Origin of the sequence: Mycobacterium sp. (genome assembly GCF_035499775.1) — a bacterium.
Lineage (GTDB): Bacteria > Actinomycetota > Actinomycetes > Mycobacteriales > Mycobacteriaceae > Mycobacterium.
On sequence record NZ_DATJYB010000393.1, the window covers coordinates 1 to 16,030 of the forward strand.

The 16,030-nt window shown below is 66.3% G+C and carries 18 protein-coding genes; 10 read left to right on the plus strand and 8 right to left on the minus strand.

The annotated features are described in order from the left end of the window. Window positions 1-28 precede the first annotated feature (28 nt). On the minus strand, window positions 29-400 hold the full coding sequence (locus tag VML93_RS24355; protein WP_325614840.1) for a DUF952 domain-containing protein: 372 nt from the start codon (window positions 398-400) through the stop codon (window positions 29-31). Window positions 401-529: 129 nt separating this feature from the next. Here VML93_RS24355 and VML93_RS24360 point away from each other — a divergent pair, with 129 nt between their 5' ends. Further along, window positions 530-715 (plus strand): DUF7455 domain-containing protein, encoded by a 186-nt coding sequence (locus tag VML93_RS24360; RefSeq protein WP_325614841.1) that lies wholly within the window; start codon window positions 530-532, stop codon window positions 713-715. Between the two features lie 64 nt (window positions 716-779). Then, a complete protein-coding gene (locus VML93_RS24365) occupies window positions 780-1,754 on the plus strand; it encodes a YihY/virulence factor BrkB family protein (RefSeq protein ID WP_414686430.1) in 975 nt (324 codons plus the stop codon). Here the strand turns inward: VML93_RS24365 and VML93_RS24370 are convergent, their stop codons facing one another. Then, window positions 1,755-1,994, minus strand: coding sequence for a DUF3039 domain-containing protein (locus VML93_RS24370; RefSeq protein WP_325614842.1), 240 nt, complete (start codon window positions 1,992-1,994; stop codon window positions 1,755-1,757). 56 nt (window positions 1,995-2,050) lie between these two features. On the opposite strand from VML93_RS24370, the gene VML93_RS24375 reads away from it, so the two are divergent. From VML93_RS24375 to ideR, 3 genes are all read left to right on the plus strand, one after another. Beyond that, window positions 2,051-2,467, plus strand: coding sequence for a DUF3099 domain-containing protein (locus tag VML93_RS24375; protein ID WP_414686431.1), 417 nt, complete (start codon window positions 2,051-2,053; stop codon window positions 2,465-2,467). Window positions 2,468-2,642: 175 nt separating this feature from the next. After that, entirely contained in the window at window positions 2,643-3,614 is a 972-nt protein-coding gene (gene sigB, locus VML93_RS24380) for a sigma-70 family RNA polymerase sigma factor SigB (protein ID WP_325614844.1), read from the plus strand. Between the two features lie 129 nt (window positions 3,615-3,743). Beyond that, entirely contained in the window at window positions 3,744-4,436 is a 693-nt protein-coding gene (gene ideR, locus VML93_RS24385) for an iron-dependent transcriptional regulator IdeR (protein WP_325614845.1), read from the plus strand. 52 nt (window positions 4,437-4,488) lie between these two features. Here ideR and VML93_RS24390 read toward each other — a convergent pair whose 3' ends face one another. Next, window positions 4,489-5,547: a DUF4192 domain-containing protein gene (locus tag VML93_RS24390; RefSeq protein WP_325614846.1), complete on the minus strand. Its 1,059-nt coding sequence runs from the start codon at window positions 5,545-5,547 to the stop codon at window positions 4,489-4,491. Between the two features lie 114 nt (window positions 5,548-5,661). Between VML93_RS24390 and sthA the strand changes: the two genes are divergently transcribed. Beyond that, window positions 5,662-7,068, plus strand: a complete 1,407-nt coding sequence (gene sthA, locus VML93_RS24395; protein ID WP_325614869.1) for a Si-specific NAD(P)(+) transhydrogenase — start codon at window positions 5,662-5,664, stop codon at window positions 7,066-7,068. A gap of 7 nt (window positions 7,069-7,075) precedes the next feature. Here sthA and VML93_RS24400 read toward each other — a convergent pair whose 3' ends face one another. Continuing rightward, window positions 7,076-7,816 carry a trypsin-like serine peptidase gene (locus VML93_RS24400; RefSeq protein ID WP_325614847.1) on the minus strand — a complete coding sequence of 247 codons (741 nt, stop codon included), beginning with the start codon at window positions 7,814-7,816 and terminating at the stop codon, window positions 7,076-7,078. A 164-nt stretch (window positions 7,817-7,980) separates the two neighbouring features. Here VML93_RS24400 and VML93_RS24405 point away from each other — a divergent pair, with 164 nt between their 5' ends. Genes VML93_RS24405 through VML93_RS24415 form a run of 3 tightly spaced genes read left to right on the plus strand, consistent with a single transcriptional unit; the run spans window position 7,981 to window position 10,752 of the window. Further along, window positions 7,981-8,958: a PAC2 family protein gene (locus tag VML93_RS24405; RefSeq protein ID WP_325614848.1), complete on the plus strand. Its 978-nt coding sequence runs from the start codon at window positions 7,981-7,983 to the stop codon at window positions 8,956-8,958. Between the two features lie 36 nt (window positions 8,959-8,994). Then, the gene (locus VML93_RS24410) at window positions 8,995-10,020 is read left to right on the plus strand and encodes an alpha/beta hydrolase (protein WP_325614849.1); all 1,026 of its coding nucleotides are present in this window, start codon (window positions 8,995-8,997) and stop codon (window positions 10,018-10,020) included. Between the two features lie 33 nt (window positions 10,021-10,053). Beyond that, window positions 10,054-10,752, plus strand: coding sequence for a PhzF family phenazine biosynthesis protein (locus VML93_RS24415; protein WP_325614850.1), 699 nt, complete (start codon window positions 10,054-10,056; stop codon window positions 10,750-10,752). Between the two features lie 13 nt (window positions 10,753-10,765). Here the strand turns inward: VML93_RS24415 and VML93_RS24420 are convergent, their stop codons facing one another. The 3 genes from VML93_RS24420 to VML93_RS24430 all read right to left on the minus strand — a co-directional run bounded on the left by VML93_RS24420 (window position 10,766) and on the right by VML93_RS24430 (window position 12,460). Next, window positions 10,766-11,251: a peroxynitrite isomerase gene (locus tag VML93_RS24420; protein WP_325614851.1), complete on the minus strand. Its 486-nt coding sequence runs from the start codon at window positions 11,249-11,251 to the stop codon at window positions 10,766-10,768. A 43-nt stretch (window positions 11,252-11,294) separates the two neighbouring features. Beyond that, a complete protein-coding gene (gene nrdR / locus VML93_RS24425; protein WP_325614852.1) occupies window positions 11,295-11,759 on the minus strand; it encodes a transcriptional regulator NrdR in 465 nt (154 codons plus the stop codon). Window positions 11,760-11,932: 173 nt separating this feature from the next. Then, complete coding sequence (locus VML93_RS24430) at window positions 11,933-12,460, minus strand: LysM peptidoglycan-binding domain-containing protein (protein WP_325614853.1); 528 nt, start codon at window positions 12,458-12,460, stop codon at window positions 11,933-11,935. Between the two features lie 293 nt (window positions 12,461-12,753). Between VML93_RS24430 and lexA the strand changes: the two genes are divergently transcribed. Beyond that, complete coding sequence (lexA, locus tag VML93_RS24435; protein ID WP_325614854.1) at window positions 12,754-13,416, plus strand: transcriptional repressor LexA; 663 nt, start codon at window positions 12,754-12,756, stop codon at window positions 13,414-13,416. A gap of 7 nt (window positions 13,417-13,423) precedes the next feature. Here lexA and VML93_RS24440 read toward each other — a convergent pair whose 3' ends face one another. Continuing rightward, window positions 13,424-15,835, minus strand: coding sequence for a hypothetical protein (locus VML93_RS24440; protein WP_325614855.1), 2,412 nt, complete (start codon window positions 15,833-15,835; stop codon window positions 13,424-13,426). Window positions 15,836-16,030: the final 195 nt, after the last annotated feature.

A 16,030-nucleotide genomic window follows, 5' to 3' on the forward strand; every position in this document is an offset into this window, starting at 1 on the left:
ACCTGCTGGTGGAGATCGAAGCCGACGCCTACGTCGAGTCGCCGGACGCGGTCAGCGGCGCAAAGCTGCCGTCGGGCGCCGGCGAGTAGGCGGTGACCTTGATCACAGCGCGCGCCGGCAGCGGGCCGTACAGATGCGGGAACAGCATCGACTCCGGGTCCGTCGGCACTCCCGGCTCCCAGCGCACCGGCGAGTCGAGGGCCGCCGGGTCGATGTAGAGCAGCAGCAGGTCAGTGCGGCCGCGGTAGATCCGGTTAGCGGGCAGATGTACCTGCTCCGGCCTTGACAGATGGACGAACCCCACCGAGTCGGGCCGGATATCGCCGCCGCTGGCGACCCGCGGCCACTCCTCGGCGCCGCACAAATGCACCAGCACGGCAGCGCTGCCCGGGGTTCGCATACCGCCTAGCCTGCCCGATTCGCGCGCCGAAAATCCGTGAGAAACGACACACCTGATAACGGTCGGGGAACAACGCGAAAACCGTATACGTCTGAGAAAGTTGAAGACACGTCCAGAAATGGAGAAGCCATGAACGCAACTCTGACCAGTCCCGAACTGACTAGAGCCGACCGCTGCGACCGCTGCGGTGCAGCGGCCCGCGTGCGCGCCAAGCTGTCATCCGGCCTCGAGCTTCTTTTCTGCATGCATCACGCCAACGAGCACCAGGCCAAACTCACCGAGCAAGCCGCCGTGCTCGAGGTGAGCGGAAGCTAAATTCATCCAACTCACCCCGCGGCAATGTGGGCAGCACTAGCGGTCATCGACAATGCTGGACGGGATGAGTGATCAGGTCGCCAAGCCGTCGCGCCACCACGTGTGGCGAATCAGCGTTAGGACCTTATCGAAGAGCTGGGATGATTCGATCTTCTCGGAGGCCGCGCAAGCGGGCTTCTGGTCATGTTTGTCACTGCCGCCGTTATTGCTGGGGATCCTGGGCAGCCTGGCTTGGGTAGCGCCGCTGTTCGGCGCGGACACATTGCCGACTATCCAAAAACGCCTGGTCTCGACCGCCCACAGCTTTTTCTCCCCGAGTGTGGTCAACGAGATCATCGAGCCCACTATCCGCGACGTTGCCAGTAACGCCCGTGGCGATGTGGTGTCAGTGGGCTTTGTGATCTCGCTGTGGGCGGGATCGTCAGCTATCTCGGCGTTCGTCGACTCGGTGGTCGAGGCCCACGACCAGACGCCGCTGCGCCATCCGGTGCGGCAGCGATTCTTCGCCCTGTTCCTCTACGTGATGATGCTGGTCTTCGTGGTGGCGTTCGCGCCGCTGGCGGTTGTCGGACCGCGCAAGATCGGCGAACACATCCCACCCGCCTGGGCCAACCTGCTGCACTACGGCTATTACCCGATGCTGGTCCTCGGCCTCGTAATCGGGGTCATGATGCTGTACCGCGTTTCGCTGCCGGTACCGCTACCGTCACATCGCTTGATTCTGGGCGCGATCCTGGCGACAACAGTGTTCGTGGTCGCCACACTCGGTCTGCGGTTCTACCTGAAGTGGATCACCAGCACCGGCTACACCTACGGAGCGCTGTCCACGCCGATCGCCTTCCTGTTGTTCGCGTTCTTCGGCGGTTTTGCGATCATGATCGGCGCCGAACTCAACGCCGCAATCCAAGAGGAGTTCCCTGCCCAGGCCACCCATGCCCACCGGCTGCGCAAATGGCTGGTGGCGCGGCTGCGTCGCGACTCCGAGTACAAGCCTCCGCCGTCGCAGGACAGCGCAGCCCCGGCGGATTCGCCGAGCTGATCAGCCCCTCTTGAGGTGCTCGTAAATCTGTTTGCAGTCCGGGCAAACCGGAGAGCCTGGTTTGGCCGCCCGGGTGACGGGAAACACCTCGCCGCACAACGCGACAACGTGACTGCCCATGACGGCGCTCTCAGCGATCTTGTCCTTGCGGACATAGTGGAAGTACTTAGGCGTGTCGCTGCCGGTCCCGTCGTCGACGCGTTCGTCGGTCTCGGTGCGTTCGATCGTCTGGGTCTGCATACCTGACATTGTGCCCTGCAGCCGGCTCTAAAACCGAATAAGCCGGAATTGATCTGGTGTGGGAGAGTAAAGAGATGAAGCGCGGCTCCGACCCGGGGTTCGACGACGACGGCAGGCCAGTGCTCATCACCGCCGCCGCGCCCTCCTATGAGGAGGAGCATCGCGCCCGGGTACGTAAGTACCTGACCCTCATGGCATTCCGCATCCCGGCCCTCATCCTGGCCGCCGTCGCCTACGGCGCCTGGCACAACGGTCTGATCTCGCTGCTGATCGTGGCGGTGTCGGTGCCGTTGCCGTGGATGGCCGTTTTGATCGCCAACGACCGACCCCCTCGGCGTGCCGACGAGCCTCGCCGGTTCTACGCAACCGAGCGACGTACCCCACTGTTTCCGACGGCCGAACGGCCCGCGTTGGAAGCCCGGCCACACCCGACGTCACAACCCCACCCTTCGGGCCCAGACGGCCGCGGGTAGTTCACCGCCAGTCAGAGTCTCCGAGTACCGCCGCATCGTCGCACTTCTCAGGACATTCTCAGGTCGCCGGTACATTTCTGCACGTCAAGGCGTGTGAGATGCCGGAGGGCTGGGAACTCAGAGTGGGGGTTTGTCGTTAAACCACATGACAGCACAAGCCAATCGGGAGGTCGCTATGGCCGAAGCCACCACAAGACCCACCACAAGCCGGGTCGAGAGCGATCTAGATGCGCAAAGCCCCGCAGCGGACTTAGTACGCGTGTACCTGAACGGCATCGGGAAGACGGCGCTGCTCAACGCAGCCGACGAAGTCGAACTGGCCAAGCGCATCGAGGCCGGCCTGTATGCCGAGCATCTGCTCCAAACCCGGAAGCGCCTGGGCGAGAACCGCAAACGCGATCTGGCGGCGGTGGTCCGCGACGGTGCGGCAGCCCGCCGCCACCTGCTGGAAGCGAACCTGCGCCTGGTGGTTTCGTTGGCCAAGCGATACACGGGCCGGGGCATGCCGCTGCTGGACCTGATCCAGGAGGGCAATCTCGGTCTCATCCGCGCGATGGAAAAGTTCGACTACTCAAAGGGTTTCAAGTTCTCGACGTACGCCACCTGGTGGATCCGTCAGGCCATCACCCGCGGCATGGCCGACCAGAGCCGCACCATCCGGCTACCCGTTCACCTGGTTGAGCAGGTCAACAAGCTGGCGCGGATCAAGCGGGAGATGCACCAGAACCTGGGACGCGAAGCCACCGACGAGGAGCTCGCGGCCGAGTCCGGCATCCCGATCGAGAAGATCAACGACCTGCTGGAACACAGCCGCGACCCGGTGAGCCTGGACATGCCGGTCGGCTCCGAAGAAGAGGCCCCGCTGGGCGATTTCATCGAGGACTCCGAAGCCATGTCCGCCGAGAACGCGGTCATTGCCGAGCTGCTGCACACCGACATCCGCAGCGTGCTGGCCACGCTGGACGAGCGGGAGCACCAGGTGATCCGGCTGCGGTTCGGCCTGGACGATGGCCAGCCACGCACCCTGGATCAGATCGGCAAGCTGTTCGGTTTGTCCCGCGAGCGGGTCCGCCAGATCGAGCGAGATGTCATGTGCAAGCTGCGCAACGGCGAACGCGCAGATCGATTGCGCTCCTACGCGAGCTGACGCCCCAACCAAATCCAGGTAGCAAGCAGTATGCCCGCCGCGCCGCGGCGGGCATACTGCTTGCCTAGGACGCGTTGGACCCATTCACGAGGCTGGCCAAGTAGACTCAGCGTCAATGGAGGGTGCTGAATGAACGAGCTGGTCGATACCACCGAGATGTACCTGCGGACCATTTACGACCTCGAGGAAGAGGGCGTGACCCCGCTACGTGCCCGGATCGCTGAACGGCTCGACCAGAGCGGGCCGACCGTCAGCCAGACGGTATCCCGGATGGAGCGGGACGGGTTGCTCCACGTCGCCGGCGACCGCCATCTGGAACTCACCGACAAAGGCCGCGCGCTGGCCATCGCCGTGATGCGCAAGCACCGCCTCGCCGAACGACTGCTCGTCGATGTCATCGGCCTGCCGTGGGAAGAGGTGCACGCCGAGGCATGCCGCTGGGAGCACGTGATGAGCGAGGACGTCGAGCGCCGGCTGGTCAAGGTGCTCAACAACCCGACCACTTCCCCTTTCGGCAACCCGATCCCGGGATTGCTCGACCTGGGCGTGGGCCCGAAGTCCGACTCCGACGACGGCAACCTGGTCCGGTTGACCGAGTTGCCCGCCGGGTCGCCGGTGGCTGTGGTCGTCCGCCAGCTCACCGAGCACGTTCAGGGCGACATCGACCTGATCACCCGGCTCAAGGACGCCGGCGTGGTACCCAACGCGCGTGTGACGGTCGAGACCAGTCCGTCCGGCGGCGTGACCATCCTCATCCCCGGCCACGAGAACGTCACCCTGCCACACGAGATGGCGCACGCGGTCAAGGTCGAGAAGGTCTAGCGGCGATCGCGAGCGCGGCGGAGCCGGGCGAAGCGGGTCGCCGCCATCAGGTTTAGCCCGCACGTCGGCCGAACGCCCGACGCGGCGGTAGCCGCACACCGAGTTGCTTGGCGAGTCGATAGCCCGTGAGCGCGAGCTCGCGGATCTGCTCGGGCCGTACGCCGGACTGCAATGCGGTGTCCAGCATCTCGGCCATCCGATGGTGCGGCTCGCAGCGCAGCGCGGCCTCCAGCGACACCCCGGCCAGCGGCCCGTCGCCGCGGGCGTAAGCACTGAAGGCGAGCAATACCAGCGCATCAACCCGCCAGGGCGGGGGCAACGTCCGCGCCAGAGCCGCCCACAGCGCTTCGGCTTCGCCGGCGGCCTCGCCCACCGCGAGGGCGTACAGGGTGTCGCGTACCTGCGCGTCGGTCAGCGCGCAGCCCAGCGCGACCAGTTCCTCGTCGCCGAGCGGCTGACCGCCGGCGATCCGGGCGGCGGCGGCCATCGCGTTTTCCACGTCGGCGCGACGCCGGGCGCCGAGGCCCGCGGGATCCACGCCGTCGCGTGCTGCCGCCTGTCGTTCCAATGCTGCGATCAACCTGACGCTGCGCGCCGGATGCTCGACCGCGATAACCGCCTGCAGCTCGGCCCGGCTCGGGTAGAGCCGCCGGCCGTCCAACACCGCCGCGGCGGCCAGCGGCGACGCCGAGGGGTCGTCGATCACGCCAGCCGAACCGCAGCCGTCGACGCAATGCCAGCGTCCGCCAGGGGCTACCCGATCCACCACATGCGCCGCCCACAGCACCACGCCGTGCTCGGCCAGGGCGTCGGCCAGTAGTGAGCACAGCTCCCGGTAGTCCTCGTTGCAGCGCGGACACTGGGCGCCCTCGTCGTCGACGACCACCGCGATCGCGGCCTCGGGATCGGCCGCCGTGGCCACCTCGGCGAGGTGCTCAACCCGGTCGGCCAGTTCCTCGGACAGGTCGACCCGCAGCACCGACCCCAGTTCACCACCCCCGACCGACACCAGGACCAGCGATTTCTCCGGCACGAAGCCGAGGACAGCCGGTAGCGCGGCGATCAGCGCTGCGGGACGGTTCAGGTCAAAGTCAGCTCGATGCTTCGTCATGGGCACCAACGCTGACAACCCCCACCGTCAGCCCGTACTCGCACAATGCAATTGAGCTAGCAGCTTGTGGAGAAAGTCTCGACTGTGGGCCTTATCGTCTATGCCATGGGTTCGATGCAGGAGTACGACATCGTCGTCATCGGTTCGGGACCGGGTGGCCAGAAGGCCGCCATCGCCTCGGCCAAACTGGGTAAGTCCGTTGCGATCATCGAACGTGGCCGGATGCTCGGCGGCGTTTGCGTCAACACGGGCACCATCCCTTCCAAGACATTGCGTGAGGCGGTGCTCTACCTCACCGGGATGACGCAACGCGAGCTCTACGGGGCGAGCTACCGGGTGAAAGACCGGATCACCCCGGCCGACCTGCTGCGGCGGACTCAGCACGTGATCGGCAAAGAAGTAGACGTGGTGCGAAATCAGTTGATGCGCAACCGGATCGACCTGCTGGTCGGGCACGGCCGGTTCGTCGACGCGCACACCGTCGTCATCGAAGACCCGGGCCGCAGGGAGATGACCACGGTCAGCGCCGAATACATCGTCATCGCCACCGGCACCCGGCCGGCCCGACCGTCCGGCGTCGAGTTCGACGAGGATCGGGTGCTCGACTCCGACGGGATCCTCGACCTCAAGACGCTGCCGGCCTCCATGGTGGTCGTCGGTGCCGGTGTGATCGGCATCGAGTACGCCTCGATGTTCGCCGCATTGGGCACCAAGGTGACCGTGGTGGAGAAGCGCGACGACATGCTCGACTTCTGCGATCCCGAGGTGATCGAAGCGCTGAAGTTTCACCTGCGCGACCTGGCGGTGACCTTCCGGTTCGGCGAGGAGGTGACCGCCGTCGACGTCGGGGCCTCGGGCACCGTCACCACCTTGGCCAGCGGCAAGCAGATTCCCGCCGAGACGGTGATGTACTCGGCAGGACGCCAGGGCCAGACCGACCACCTGGACCTACAAAACGCGGGCCTGGAGGTCGAGGGCCGAGGACGGATCTGGGTCGACGAACGGTTCCAGACCAAGGTGGAGAACATCTACGCTGTCGGCGACGTCATCGGCTTTCCCGCGCTGGCCGCGACCTCGATGGAACAGGGCCGGCTGGCGGCCTACCACGCGTTCGGAGAACCGACCGACGGCATCACCGACCTGCAGCCGATCGGCATCTACTCGATTCCGGAGATCTCCTACGTCGGAGCCACCGAGGTGGAGCTGACCAAGGACTCGGTCCCCTACGAGGTCGGGATAGCCAGGTATCGCGAACTCGCCCGCGGCCAGATCGCCGGCGACTCCTACGGCATGCTCAAGCTGCTGGTGTCCACCGAAGATCGCAAGGTGCTCGGGGTGCACATCTTCGGCACCAGCGCCACCGAAATGGTGCACATCGGGCAGGCCGTGATGGGCTGCGGCGGCACGGTGGACTACCTGGTCGACGCGGTGTTCAACTATCCGACGTTCTCCGAGGCCTACAAGGTGGCCGCGCTGGACGTGGCGAACAAGATGCGCGCGCTCAGCCAGTTCCGCCGCTAGCAGCCCGCTAACAACCGTCGTCGTAGTCGGTCGGGGCCTTGTCACCGGGGCCGCCGGCCTCGGCGCGGGCCAGCAGCGCGGCGGTGCGCTCGTCGAACGGCGACGAGTACGACATGTCCGGCTGGCACCCGCCGCCTTCGAAACCGCCGGTCACCGCGGTGACCGTGGTACCGCTGATCCAGGGCGCGCCGCTGGTGCCGCCGACCAGCCCGCCACACTCCAGCGAGGGAAAGCCGTTTTCGGTGATTCCGGCGCCGGCCTGGCAGCTGATGGGCGAGCCGCCCGCGCCCGACGGGTAGCCGGTCACGGTGACACGACTACCCGGGGCGGGTGCGGTGCCCAGTGTCAGCGCGGCGCCGACACGTGCCTCCAGCGATCCCCCGTGCTGGTTGCTGACCCGCGCGATCGCGTAGTCGGCGCGCGGATCCTTGTTTGCGACCCAGCGCGGGTCGAGGTACACGCCGTCGACCCGCCACACATCGTCCGCCGTGGCATGGTCGGAGAAGCCGGGAACGAACGTTGCCTGGGTGCCTGCCAGCAAACAGTGCGCGGCGGTCAGCATCAGGTCTCCACTCCGGGAGTGCAACACCGAACCCGTGCAATAGTGCCGCCTGTCACCTGCCGCGAAAATAGCGCCCACGCGCATGTCCGGGGCCACCGGAGCCGCCGCCGGCCCGGACGGGCCGCACGCCGTCAGCAACGTCGCCAGACTCATCAGCGAGCAAAGCCATACCGTCCCGGAGCGCATCGCTATTCATGATGCCCGACCCCGCAATGGGCATGCCGGCAAATTTCCCGCTCCGCGAAACAGTCTGCGTCGGAAACGGTCGAGGGCAATGATTCGTTGTTCAATCTGATGTGAGGGACACTGGTACGACACCCTGGATACAGCTGGGAGAGGAGGCGACAGCGATGGCCCACGATCACGACCCGGATGACGAGCAGTACCACCAGCCGGGGCAGCCCGGCATGTACGAGCTGGAGTTCCCGGCACCCGTGTTGTCGACGGCAGACGGCCAAGGCCCGGTGTTGGTGCACGCACTGGAGGGCTTCTCCGACGCCGGTCATGCGATCCGGCTGTCCGCTGCCCACCTGAAGGAAGCCCTGGACACCGAGCTGGTCGCGTCGTTCGCGATCGACGAGTTGCTGGATTACCGCTCGCGGCGTCCGCTGATGACCTTCCGGACCGACCACTTCACCCACTACGAAGATCCAGAGCTGAGCCTGTACGCGTTGCGCGACACCGCCGGCACTCCGTTTCTGCTGCTTGCCGGCATGGAGCCCGATCTGAAGTGGGAGCGTTTCATCACCGCGGTGCGGCTGCTGGCCGAGCGGCTCGGTGTGCGACGCACCATCGGCCTGGGCACCGTCCCAATGGCCGTACCGCACACGCGTCCGGTCACGCTGACCGCGCACTCCAACAACGGGGAGCTGATCGCCGACTTCCAGCCGTGGATCTCCGAGATCCAGGTTCCCGGCAGCGCGTCGAACCTGCTGGAGTACCGGATGGCCCAGCACGGTCACGAGGTTGTCGGGTTCACCGTGCACGTCCCGCACTACCTGACGCAGACCGACTATCCGGCCGCCGCGCAGGCGCTGCTCGAGCAGGTGGCCAAGTCCGGCTCGCTGGACCTGCCGTTGACGGCCCTGTCCGACGCGGCGGTCGAGATCCGGACCAAGATCGACGAGCAGGTTCAGGCAAGTGCCGAGGTCGCTCAAGTGGTGGCGGCGCTGGAGCGCCAGTACGATGCCTTCATCGACGCCCAGGAGAACAGGTCGCTGCTGAGGCGCGACGAGGAGCTGCCTAGCGGCGACGAGCTTGGTGCGGAGTTCGAGCGATTCCTGGCTCAGCAGGCAGAAAAGAAGTTCGACGACGACGATCCGACCTGAACGCCCGTAACCAGGGCCGACACAGAGGTTGGCGACATGACCGAGCGAACGCGCACTCTTCGCCCGGTGCGGGAAGTGACCACGCCTTCGCTGCACTACCGCACCATCCACGGTTATAAGCGGGCGTTCCGGATCGCCGGTGAGGGCCCCGCGCTCCTGCTGATCCACGGTATCGGCGACAACTCCACGACCTGGGACGGCGTACACGCCAAGCTCGCGCAACGCTTCACGGTCATCGCCCCGGATCTGTTGGGGCACGGGAAGTCCGACAAGCCGCGCGCCGACTACTCGGTGGCCGCATACGCCAACGGCATGCGCGACCTGCTCAGCGTGCTCGACATCGAGCGGGTGACCCTCGTGGGTCATTCGCTCGGCGGCGGGGTGGCGATGCAATTCGCCTACCAGTTCCCTCAGCTGGTCGAGCGGCTGATCCTGGTCAGCGCCGGCGGGGTTACCAAGGACGTCAACTTCGTGTTGCGGTTGGCCTCCCTACCGATGGGCAGCGAGGCGATTGCCTTGCTGCGGTTGCCACTGGTGCTGCCGGCCGTGCACGCGGCCGGGAAGATCGTCGGCAAGGCCCTCGGGACCACCGCGCTCGGACACGACCTGCCGAACATGCTTCGGGTGCTCAACGATCTACCGGAACCGACGGCGTCAGCGGCGTTCAGTCGTACGCTGCGGGCGGTGGTGGACTGGCGCGGGCAGATCGTCACCATGCTGGACCGATGTTATTTGACCGAATCCGTCCCCGTCCAAATCATCTGGGGCACAAAGGATGCGGTGGTCCCGGTCCGTCACGCCAAGATGGCCCATGCCGCCATGCCGGGCTCGCGGCTGGAAATCTTCGAGGGCTCCGGGCATTTCCCGTTCCACGACGACCCCGCCCGGTTCATCGACCTCATCCAGCGCTTCATCGACAGCACCGAGCCCGCCGAATACGACCAGGACGCGCTGCGCGCCATGCTGCGCAGAGGCGGCGGCGAAGAAACCGTCAACGGGCCGGCGGACACCCGCGTCGCGGTGTTGGAGGCCATCGGCGCCGACGAACGCAGCGCCACCTGATCCACTCTGGATCGCTCGCCGTAAGCTCAGGCCATGAGCGTCAACGTGACGGTGTTGCGCGTCTTCACCGACTCGGACGGGAATTTCGGGAACCCGCTCGGTCTGGTCGACGCCAGTCAGGTCGAGCCCCACGACCGTCAGCGCTTGGCGACCCAATTGGGTTACAGCGAAACGATATTCGTCCAACTTCCGACGGCCGGTTCGACGACCGCGCGGGCCGTCATCCACACTCCGCGAACCGAGCTCCCGTTCGCCGGCCACCCCACCGTCGGCGCGTCGTGGTGGCTGCGCGAGAACGGGTCGCCGATCAACACGCTGCAGGTGCCGGCCGGGATCGTGCAGGTCAGCTACGGTGCCGGCGCAGACGGCGATCTCACCGGCGTGACCGCACGCGCGGAGTGGTCACCCGAGTTCGACATTGCCGAACTCGAATCGCTTGATGCCCTGGCCGCGGCCGAGCCCGCCGACTATTCCGACGACGTCGCGCACTACCTGTGGACCTGGATCGATCGGTCCGCCGGTGTGCTGCGCAGCCGCATGTTCGCCGCCAATCTGGGGGTCGAGGAGGACGAGGCGACGGGATCGGCGGCGGTCCGGATCACCGACTACCTCAGCCGTGACCTGAGCATCACGCAGGGCAAGGGGTCGGTGATCGAGACCACGTGGAATGCCGAGGGGTGGGTTCGGGTGGCCGGGCGGGTCGTCAACGACGGTGTGGCACAGGTGGATTGACCTGCCGCGCGGTTCACTGCTTGCGGTGCAACACCGCGGTCAGGTGATCCTGCAGCGGTTGTCCGACCGCGCCCATCCGCACCGTGTAGGTAAGCTCGTCGCCGTCGATCCGCAACGAACGGCCAAGCGCGGTAACGTCTTTGGCGGTCGGGGTCAATCCGATCGATGAGGTGGACATCTCGATTTCGATCAGGCCGCCGCTCACCGAGTAGGTGCCGATGTCGATTTCGGCGATGCCGCTCGGATGGGCCAGAACCAACTCGACCCGACCGGGTTGCGGGGCGCGCAAAAAGCCCGTCTCGGCATGCAACGGCTTCCCGTCGGGCACCGCCTTCGTCTTTTGCGAGTAGGCCAGAAACGGCTTCCCCACATGGGAGAACACGACTTCCTCGACATACTCGAAGGGCTGGATAGTCGGGTACTTACCTACGCCGCGACCCGCCCAGGTGCCGAGCAGTGGTGCGAGCGCCTCGAGATCCGGGTGCAGATCGGCGGACATGAAAATAGCGTAGTCCGGCGACTATCCGCCTCAGAGCAGCCCGTCAGTTCGGAGTTGGCACCTTGCGGTGCGCGCGCAGCAACTCGATCTCGCGTTCGAAATCGTCCGCCGAAGAAAAGGACCGGTATACCGACGCGAACCTGAGGTAGGCGACCTCGTCGAGTTCGCGCAACGGCCCGAGGATCGCCAGGCCGACGTCGTGACTGGGCACCTCCGGCGACCCGGCCGCACGCACGGTGTCTTCCACCTGCTGGGCCAGCAGATTGAGCGCGTCGTCGTCGACCTGCCGACCCTGGCATGCCCGCCGCACGCCGCTGATGACCTTTTCCCTGCTGAAGGGCTCGGTGACGCCGCTGCGCTTGACCACGGCCAGCACGGCGGTTTCCACCGTGGTGAACCGTCGCCCACACTCGGGACACGACCGGCGACGCCGAATGGCCTGGCCCTCATCGGTTTCCCGCGAGTCGATCACCCGGGAATCTGGATGCCGGCAGAACGGACAATGCATCGCCGCTCCTTTGCCGTGCCGACATCCGGGTATCGCAGACGACTCCGAGAGTACCTGTGCGCTCCCCCGCGGGGCGAATGCTCCCGCCGGCCATCGGCGCTCACGGCCGCGATCACCGTGCGGCCTTGGCACGGGGCGGTTTTCGCAGTACACCTCCGTATACCTTGGTGCGGTCAGCCGACGGGAGCGATCAGCGTCTGCCCTGCGACCAGGGTCGGCGAATTCAGGTCGTTGAGTTCGCGGATGCGCTGGGCAACCTGGCGCACCGGCGCGTCGGGCGCCACCCGGGCGGCCACGTCCTGCAGGGACTCCCCTGGTTCCACCCGGACCACGGCAAGCCTGTCGGGTACGTGCGCGACCGGACTCGCGGAGTCGCCGTTGGCCACCTGACCGAAATTGGCGACCAGACCCAGCCACAGCGTGATGATGCCGGCGAGCAGGGCCAGCCCCACCGTCGTGACAAGCGTGACGGGGCGCCTGCGATGAGAGGCGACGGACATCCTGACGCCGGTGCCGCGGTAGCGCGGCGGCGCACCCGCCGGCCTCGACGGACCGGGCCGGCCGGCCCGCGCCGACTGGCCGTAGCCCGACCGCCCGTAGCCCGACCGCCCGTAGCGAGGTACCGGGACCGGTCCGCCAGACGGCCGCCGGACGCTGCCTGAGCTGCCGGTACGCGGCGAGACTGGGTGAATGATTGTCATGTGCGTTCCTCCGGTCAACTGATTCTCGCTCGTGTGTTCGACTGTAGTCGCTCGTGTGTTCGATACCGAACATTTGAGCGAAGCGTGTCGAACGAGCAAAACGCTAGACCACCCCACCGACAAGTTCGTCGGTCTCAATCACTGCCATGAGGCAGCGGATACCCGAAATCTCGAAGAGTTACACGCTTGTCATTCAGCAGCGCAAAGCTGGTCCGGGGTCGACGCGGGCCATCGCGACACACCGGTCGAACACATGTTTGATTCTGTCGGCCGGTGCGTCTACATTCAGTGCCATGAGTGACAGCAACGCCTCGGGACTCACCGAACGGCAACGCACCATCCTGAACGTCATCCGTGCTTCGGTCACCAGCCGCGGGTATCCGCCGAGCATCCGGGAAATCGGCGACGCCGTCGGCCTGACCTCGACATCCTCGGTCGCTCACCAGCTGCGCACGCTGGAACGCAAGGGCTACCTTCGCCGTGACCCGAACCGCCCCCGCGCGGTCGATGTCCGCGGCGCCGACAACGTTGCCGCCGGGATGCCGCCTGTCACCGACGTCGCCGGGTCGGACGCCCTGCCGGAGCCCACTTTCGTCCCTGTCCTCGGACGCATCGCGGCGGGCGGCCCGATCCTTGCCGAGGAGGCCGTCGAGGACGTCTTCCCGTTGCCACGTGAGCTGGTCGGTGAGGGCACGCTCTTCCTGCTCAAGGTGGTCGGCGACTCGATGGTCGAGGCCGCGATCTGCGACGGCGACTGGGTGGTGGTGCGTCAGCAGCACGTCGCCGACAACGGCGACATCGTCGCGGCCATGATCGACGGCGAGGCCACGGTCAAGACGTTCAAACGCGCGGGCGGTCAGGTGTGGCTGATGCCGCACAACCCGGCGTTCGATCCCATCCCCGGCAATGACGCGACCGTGCTGGGCAAGGTCGTCACGGTGATCCGCAAGATATAGCGCGAACCTAGTCGGCCTTGATGAAGCCGTTGGCTTCCGCGACTTCCTCACTGGCAAGCCAGATTTCGGGCAGCGTGTCGTCGTACAGCGCGCTGCTGGGCGTGTAATACAGCCCGAATCGCGCGCTGGCCTTGATGGGATAGCCCTCGGGCGCCTGGTAGGGGTCGTCCAGAGGCAAGTGGATGGTCGGGCGTGCAGGCTGGGTCTGCCCCAGCGCAACCGGCGGCCCGCCGACCCGTTCCGGGACAGCCGCCGGGGCGGCTTCCGCGACGACTTCGGCTGTCTCGACCGGGTTTTCGACTTCGTCGGGCCCGGTGTCGAGCGCGGCGTGTCGCCCCTTGGCCAGCTGCGCCCCGGACAAAATGCCAGCGGCAGCAGCCGCCGCGGCAGCTGGGGCTTCGGGGAATTCGGAGTGCGAATCGACTTCCTCGGTGAACAGGTCGTCGGAATAGACGGCGTCGCGAGGTCCTTCGGCAAAAACGTCGTCGGAATAGACCGCGTCGGCAGGTGCCTCGGCGAAAACGTCGTCGGAATAGCCGGCATCGGCAGGTGCCTCGGCGAAAACGTCGTCGGAATAGCCGGCATCGGCCGGGGCTTCGGCAAACGCGTCGTCGGTAACAGCGGCTTCCGGCGCAACGTCAGCCACCACATCGCTCTCGGCGGCAGTGTCGTCCTCCGGAAAGCCCGCATCCGTCAGCACGGGTATGGACGTGGTGTCCACGTCGTCGGGATTGTCCTGTTCCTCTTCGAAGTCGAGATCCTCGAAGTCCGGCTCTGAACCGGCCTCGGGCCCGGGCTCGGGCTCGGACAGCAAATCGTGGCTGTACACCGCGGTGGGCGCCACCTCGTCGGCGACGGCGGCGGCGGCCGGGCCGCGTGGCCAGCTGATCCTCGTCGGGACTTCGGCCTCCGACGCCGGCTCCTCCGCCGGGTGCACGTCTGGGTGATGCTCGGGGGCGAATTCGGCGTCCTCGTGCGCCCACGGCTCGGCGGCTGTGGCGTCATAGCCGGGCTCGGCGTCGTGCTCAGGCTCGTAGCCGGCCGCGTCATAGCCAAACCCGGTGTCACGGGCGGCGCGACGACGGCGCCACCCGGTCAACACCAACACCAGCAACACCAGTAGCACCAGCAGCGGGATGGCGGCCAGCAGGTACCACCAGTTCCAGGTGAACTTCTTGGGCTGGGCCGGCATCGCCGCACTGCTCGGCTGTTTCTGCCCCGCCACCTGCAGACCCGACAGCAACGGCGCCAGGTTGGGCGGATCGGTGGTGAACGTGTTCTTGGCGCGGTTCCACGAAATCTTTCCGCCGGTGAACTTCTGCGAGACCACGTCGCCGTCGACGGCCTGGTCGCCGATCGGCGCACCGAGCTTGCCGGTGGCGCCCTTGAGCTTGTCCCAGGCGGCCTTCATCGCCTCGCGTATGACGAACGCGCCGTGGTCAGACGTCCAGAAGATCACCGGCTTCTCGGGTCCGGAGAACACGGCGACCCGGCTCGAGTTCCCGATACCGCCGTCAGACTCGTTGGCGACGGGGAACCCGAGCTCGCTGCCGACCGGCCCGCCCAGCAACTCGTACCTCGCCAGGATGTCGCTCTCGAGCGCATTGGCACCGGTGGCGGGGCTGAAATACACCTTGCCGCCGGCGAAGTCCTGAGCGAGCCCGTCGCCGCCGATGGGATATTGACCGCCCTTTTTGGCGCCCAGCGGGCCGGCGGCACCGCCCGCCGCACGCCAGGCCATGTTGATGGCGGTAGCGGGATCGGGCGTGACGGTAAAGTCCTTCAACTTTTCGTTCAACGTCGCGGGCTCGGCGGTGAACTGCTTGGTTTTCCGGTTCCAGGAGATCGCGCCGCCGCTGAACTTCTGGGACACGACGTCGCCGTCGTAGGTCTCGTCGGCGATCGGGACGCCGACACCGCTAGAGCTGTCGAGCTTGTCCCAGGCGGCGTTGATCGGGCCGCGGACGACGAACGCACCGTGGTCAGGTGTCGAGTAAATGACCGGCTTGTCGCTGGCGGAGAAAGTAGCCATCCGGCTGTCGGGGCCGGCAAGACCGGTAACTTCGGTGATCGTCGGGAATCCCAGATCGCTCCCGGCCGGGCCGCCTAACGATTCGTATTTGTCCAGAATTGGGCCGTAAATGAAATTGGCGCCGGTGCCGGGGGTGAAGTACATCTTGCCGCCGGCGAAGTCCAGGACGAACCCGTCGGCGACGGGATATACATCGCCCTTGCGGGCGCCCAGCGGTGAACTGTCACCACCGGCCTTGTCCCACGCGGCCATCATGGCGGCCTCGGCGTCGCCTATCGGCGAACCCACCGCAACGGGCGTCAGCAGTACCGCGGCCAGCACCGTAACCGCCAAGCTGACCAGCGCCCGCCCGACCAACTTGTTTAATTGACCTCTCTGCCCGTTCACCAAGCCTCCCAGCCGACGGATATGCCCTTATCTGTGGCTGTGCCCGCCATCGCCCATTGACATTCGGTATTGTCGCCGAGCTCGCATAACTTTGCTCTAGCGAAAGTCAATTGCGAAGTCAAATCTGTAAAATTGCGAAAACAGATACCGCGCCGATGTCGAAATGATGCCATTTCACAGCCGTGCCGCGATGAA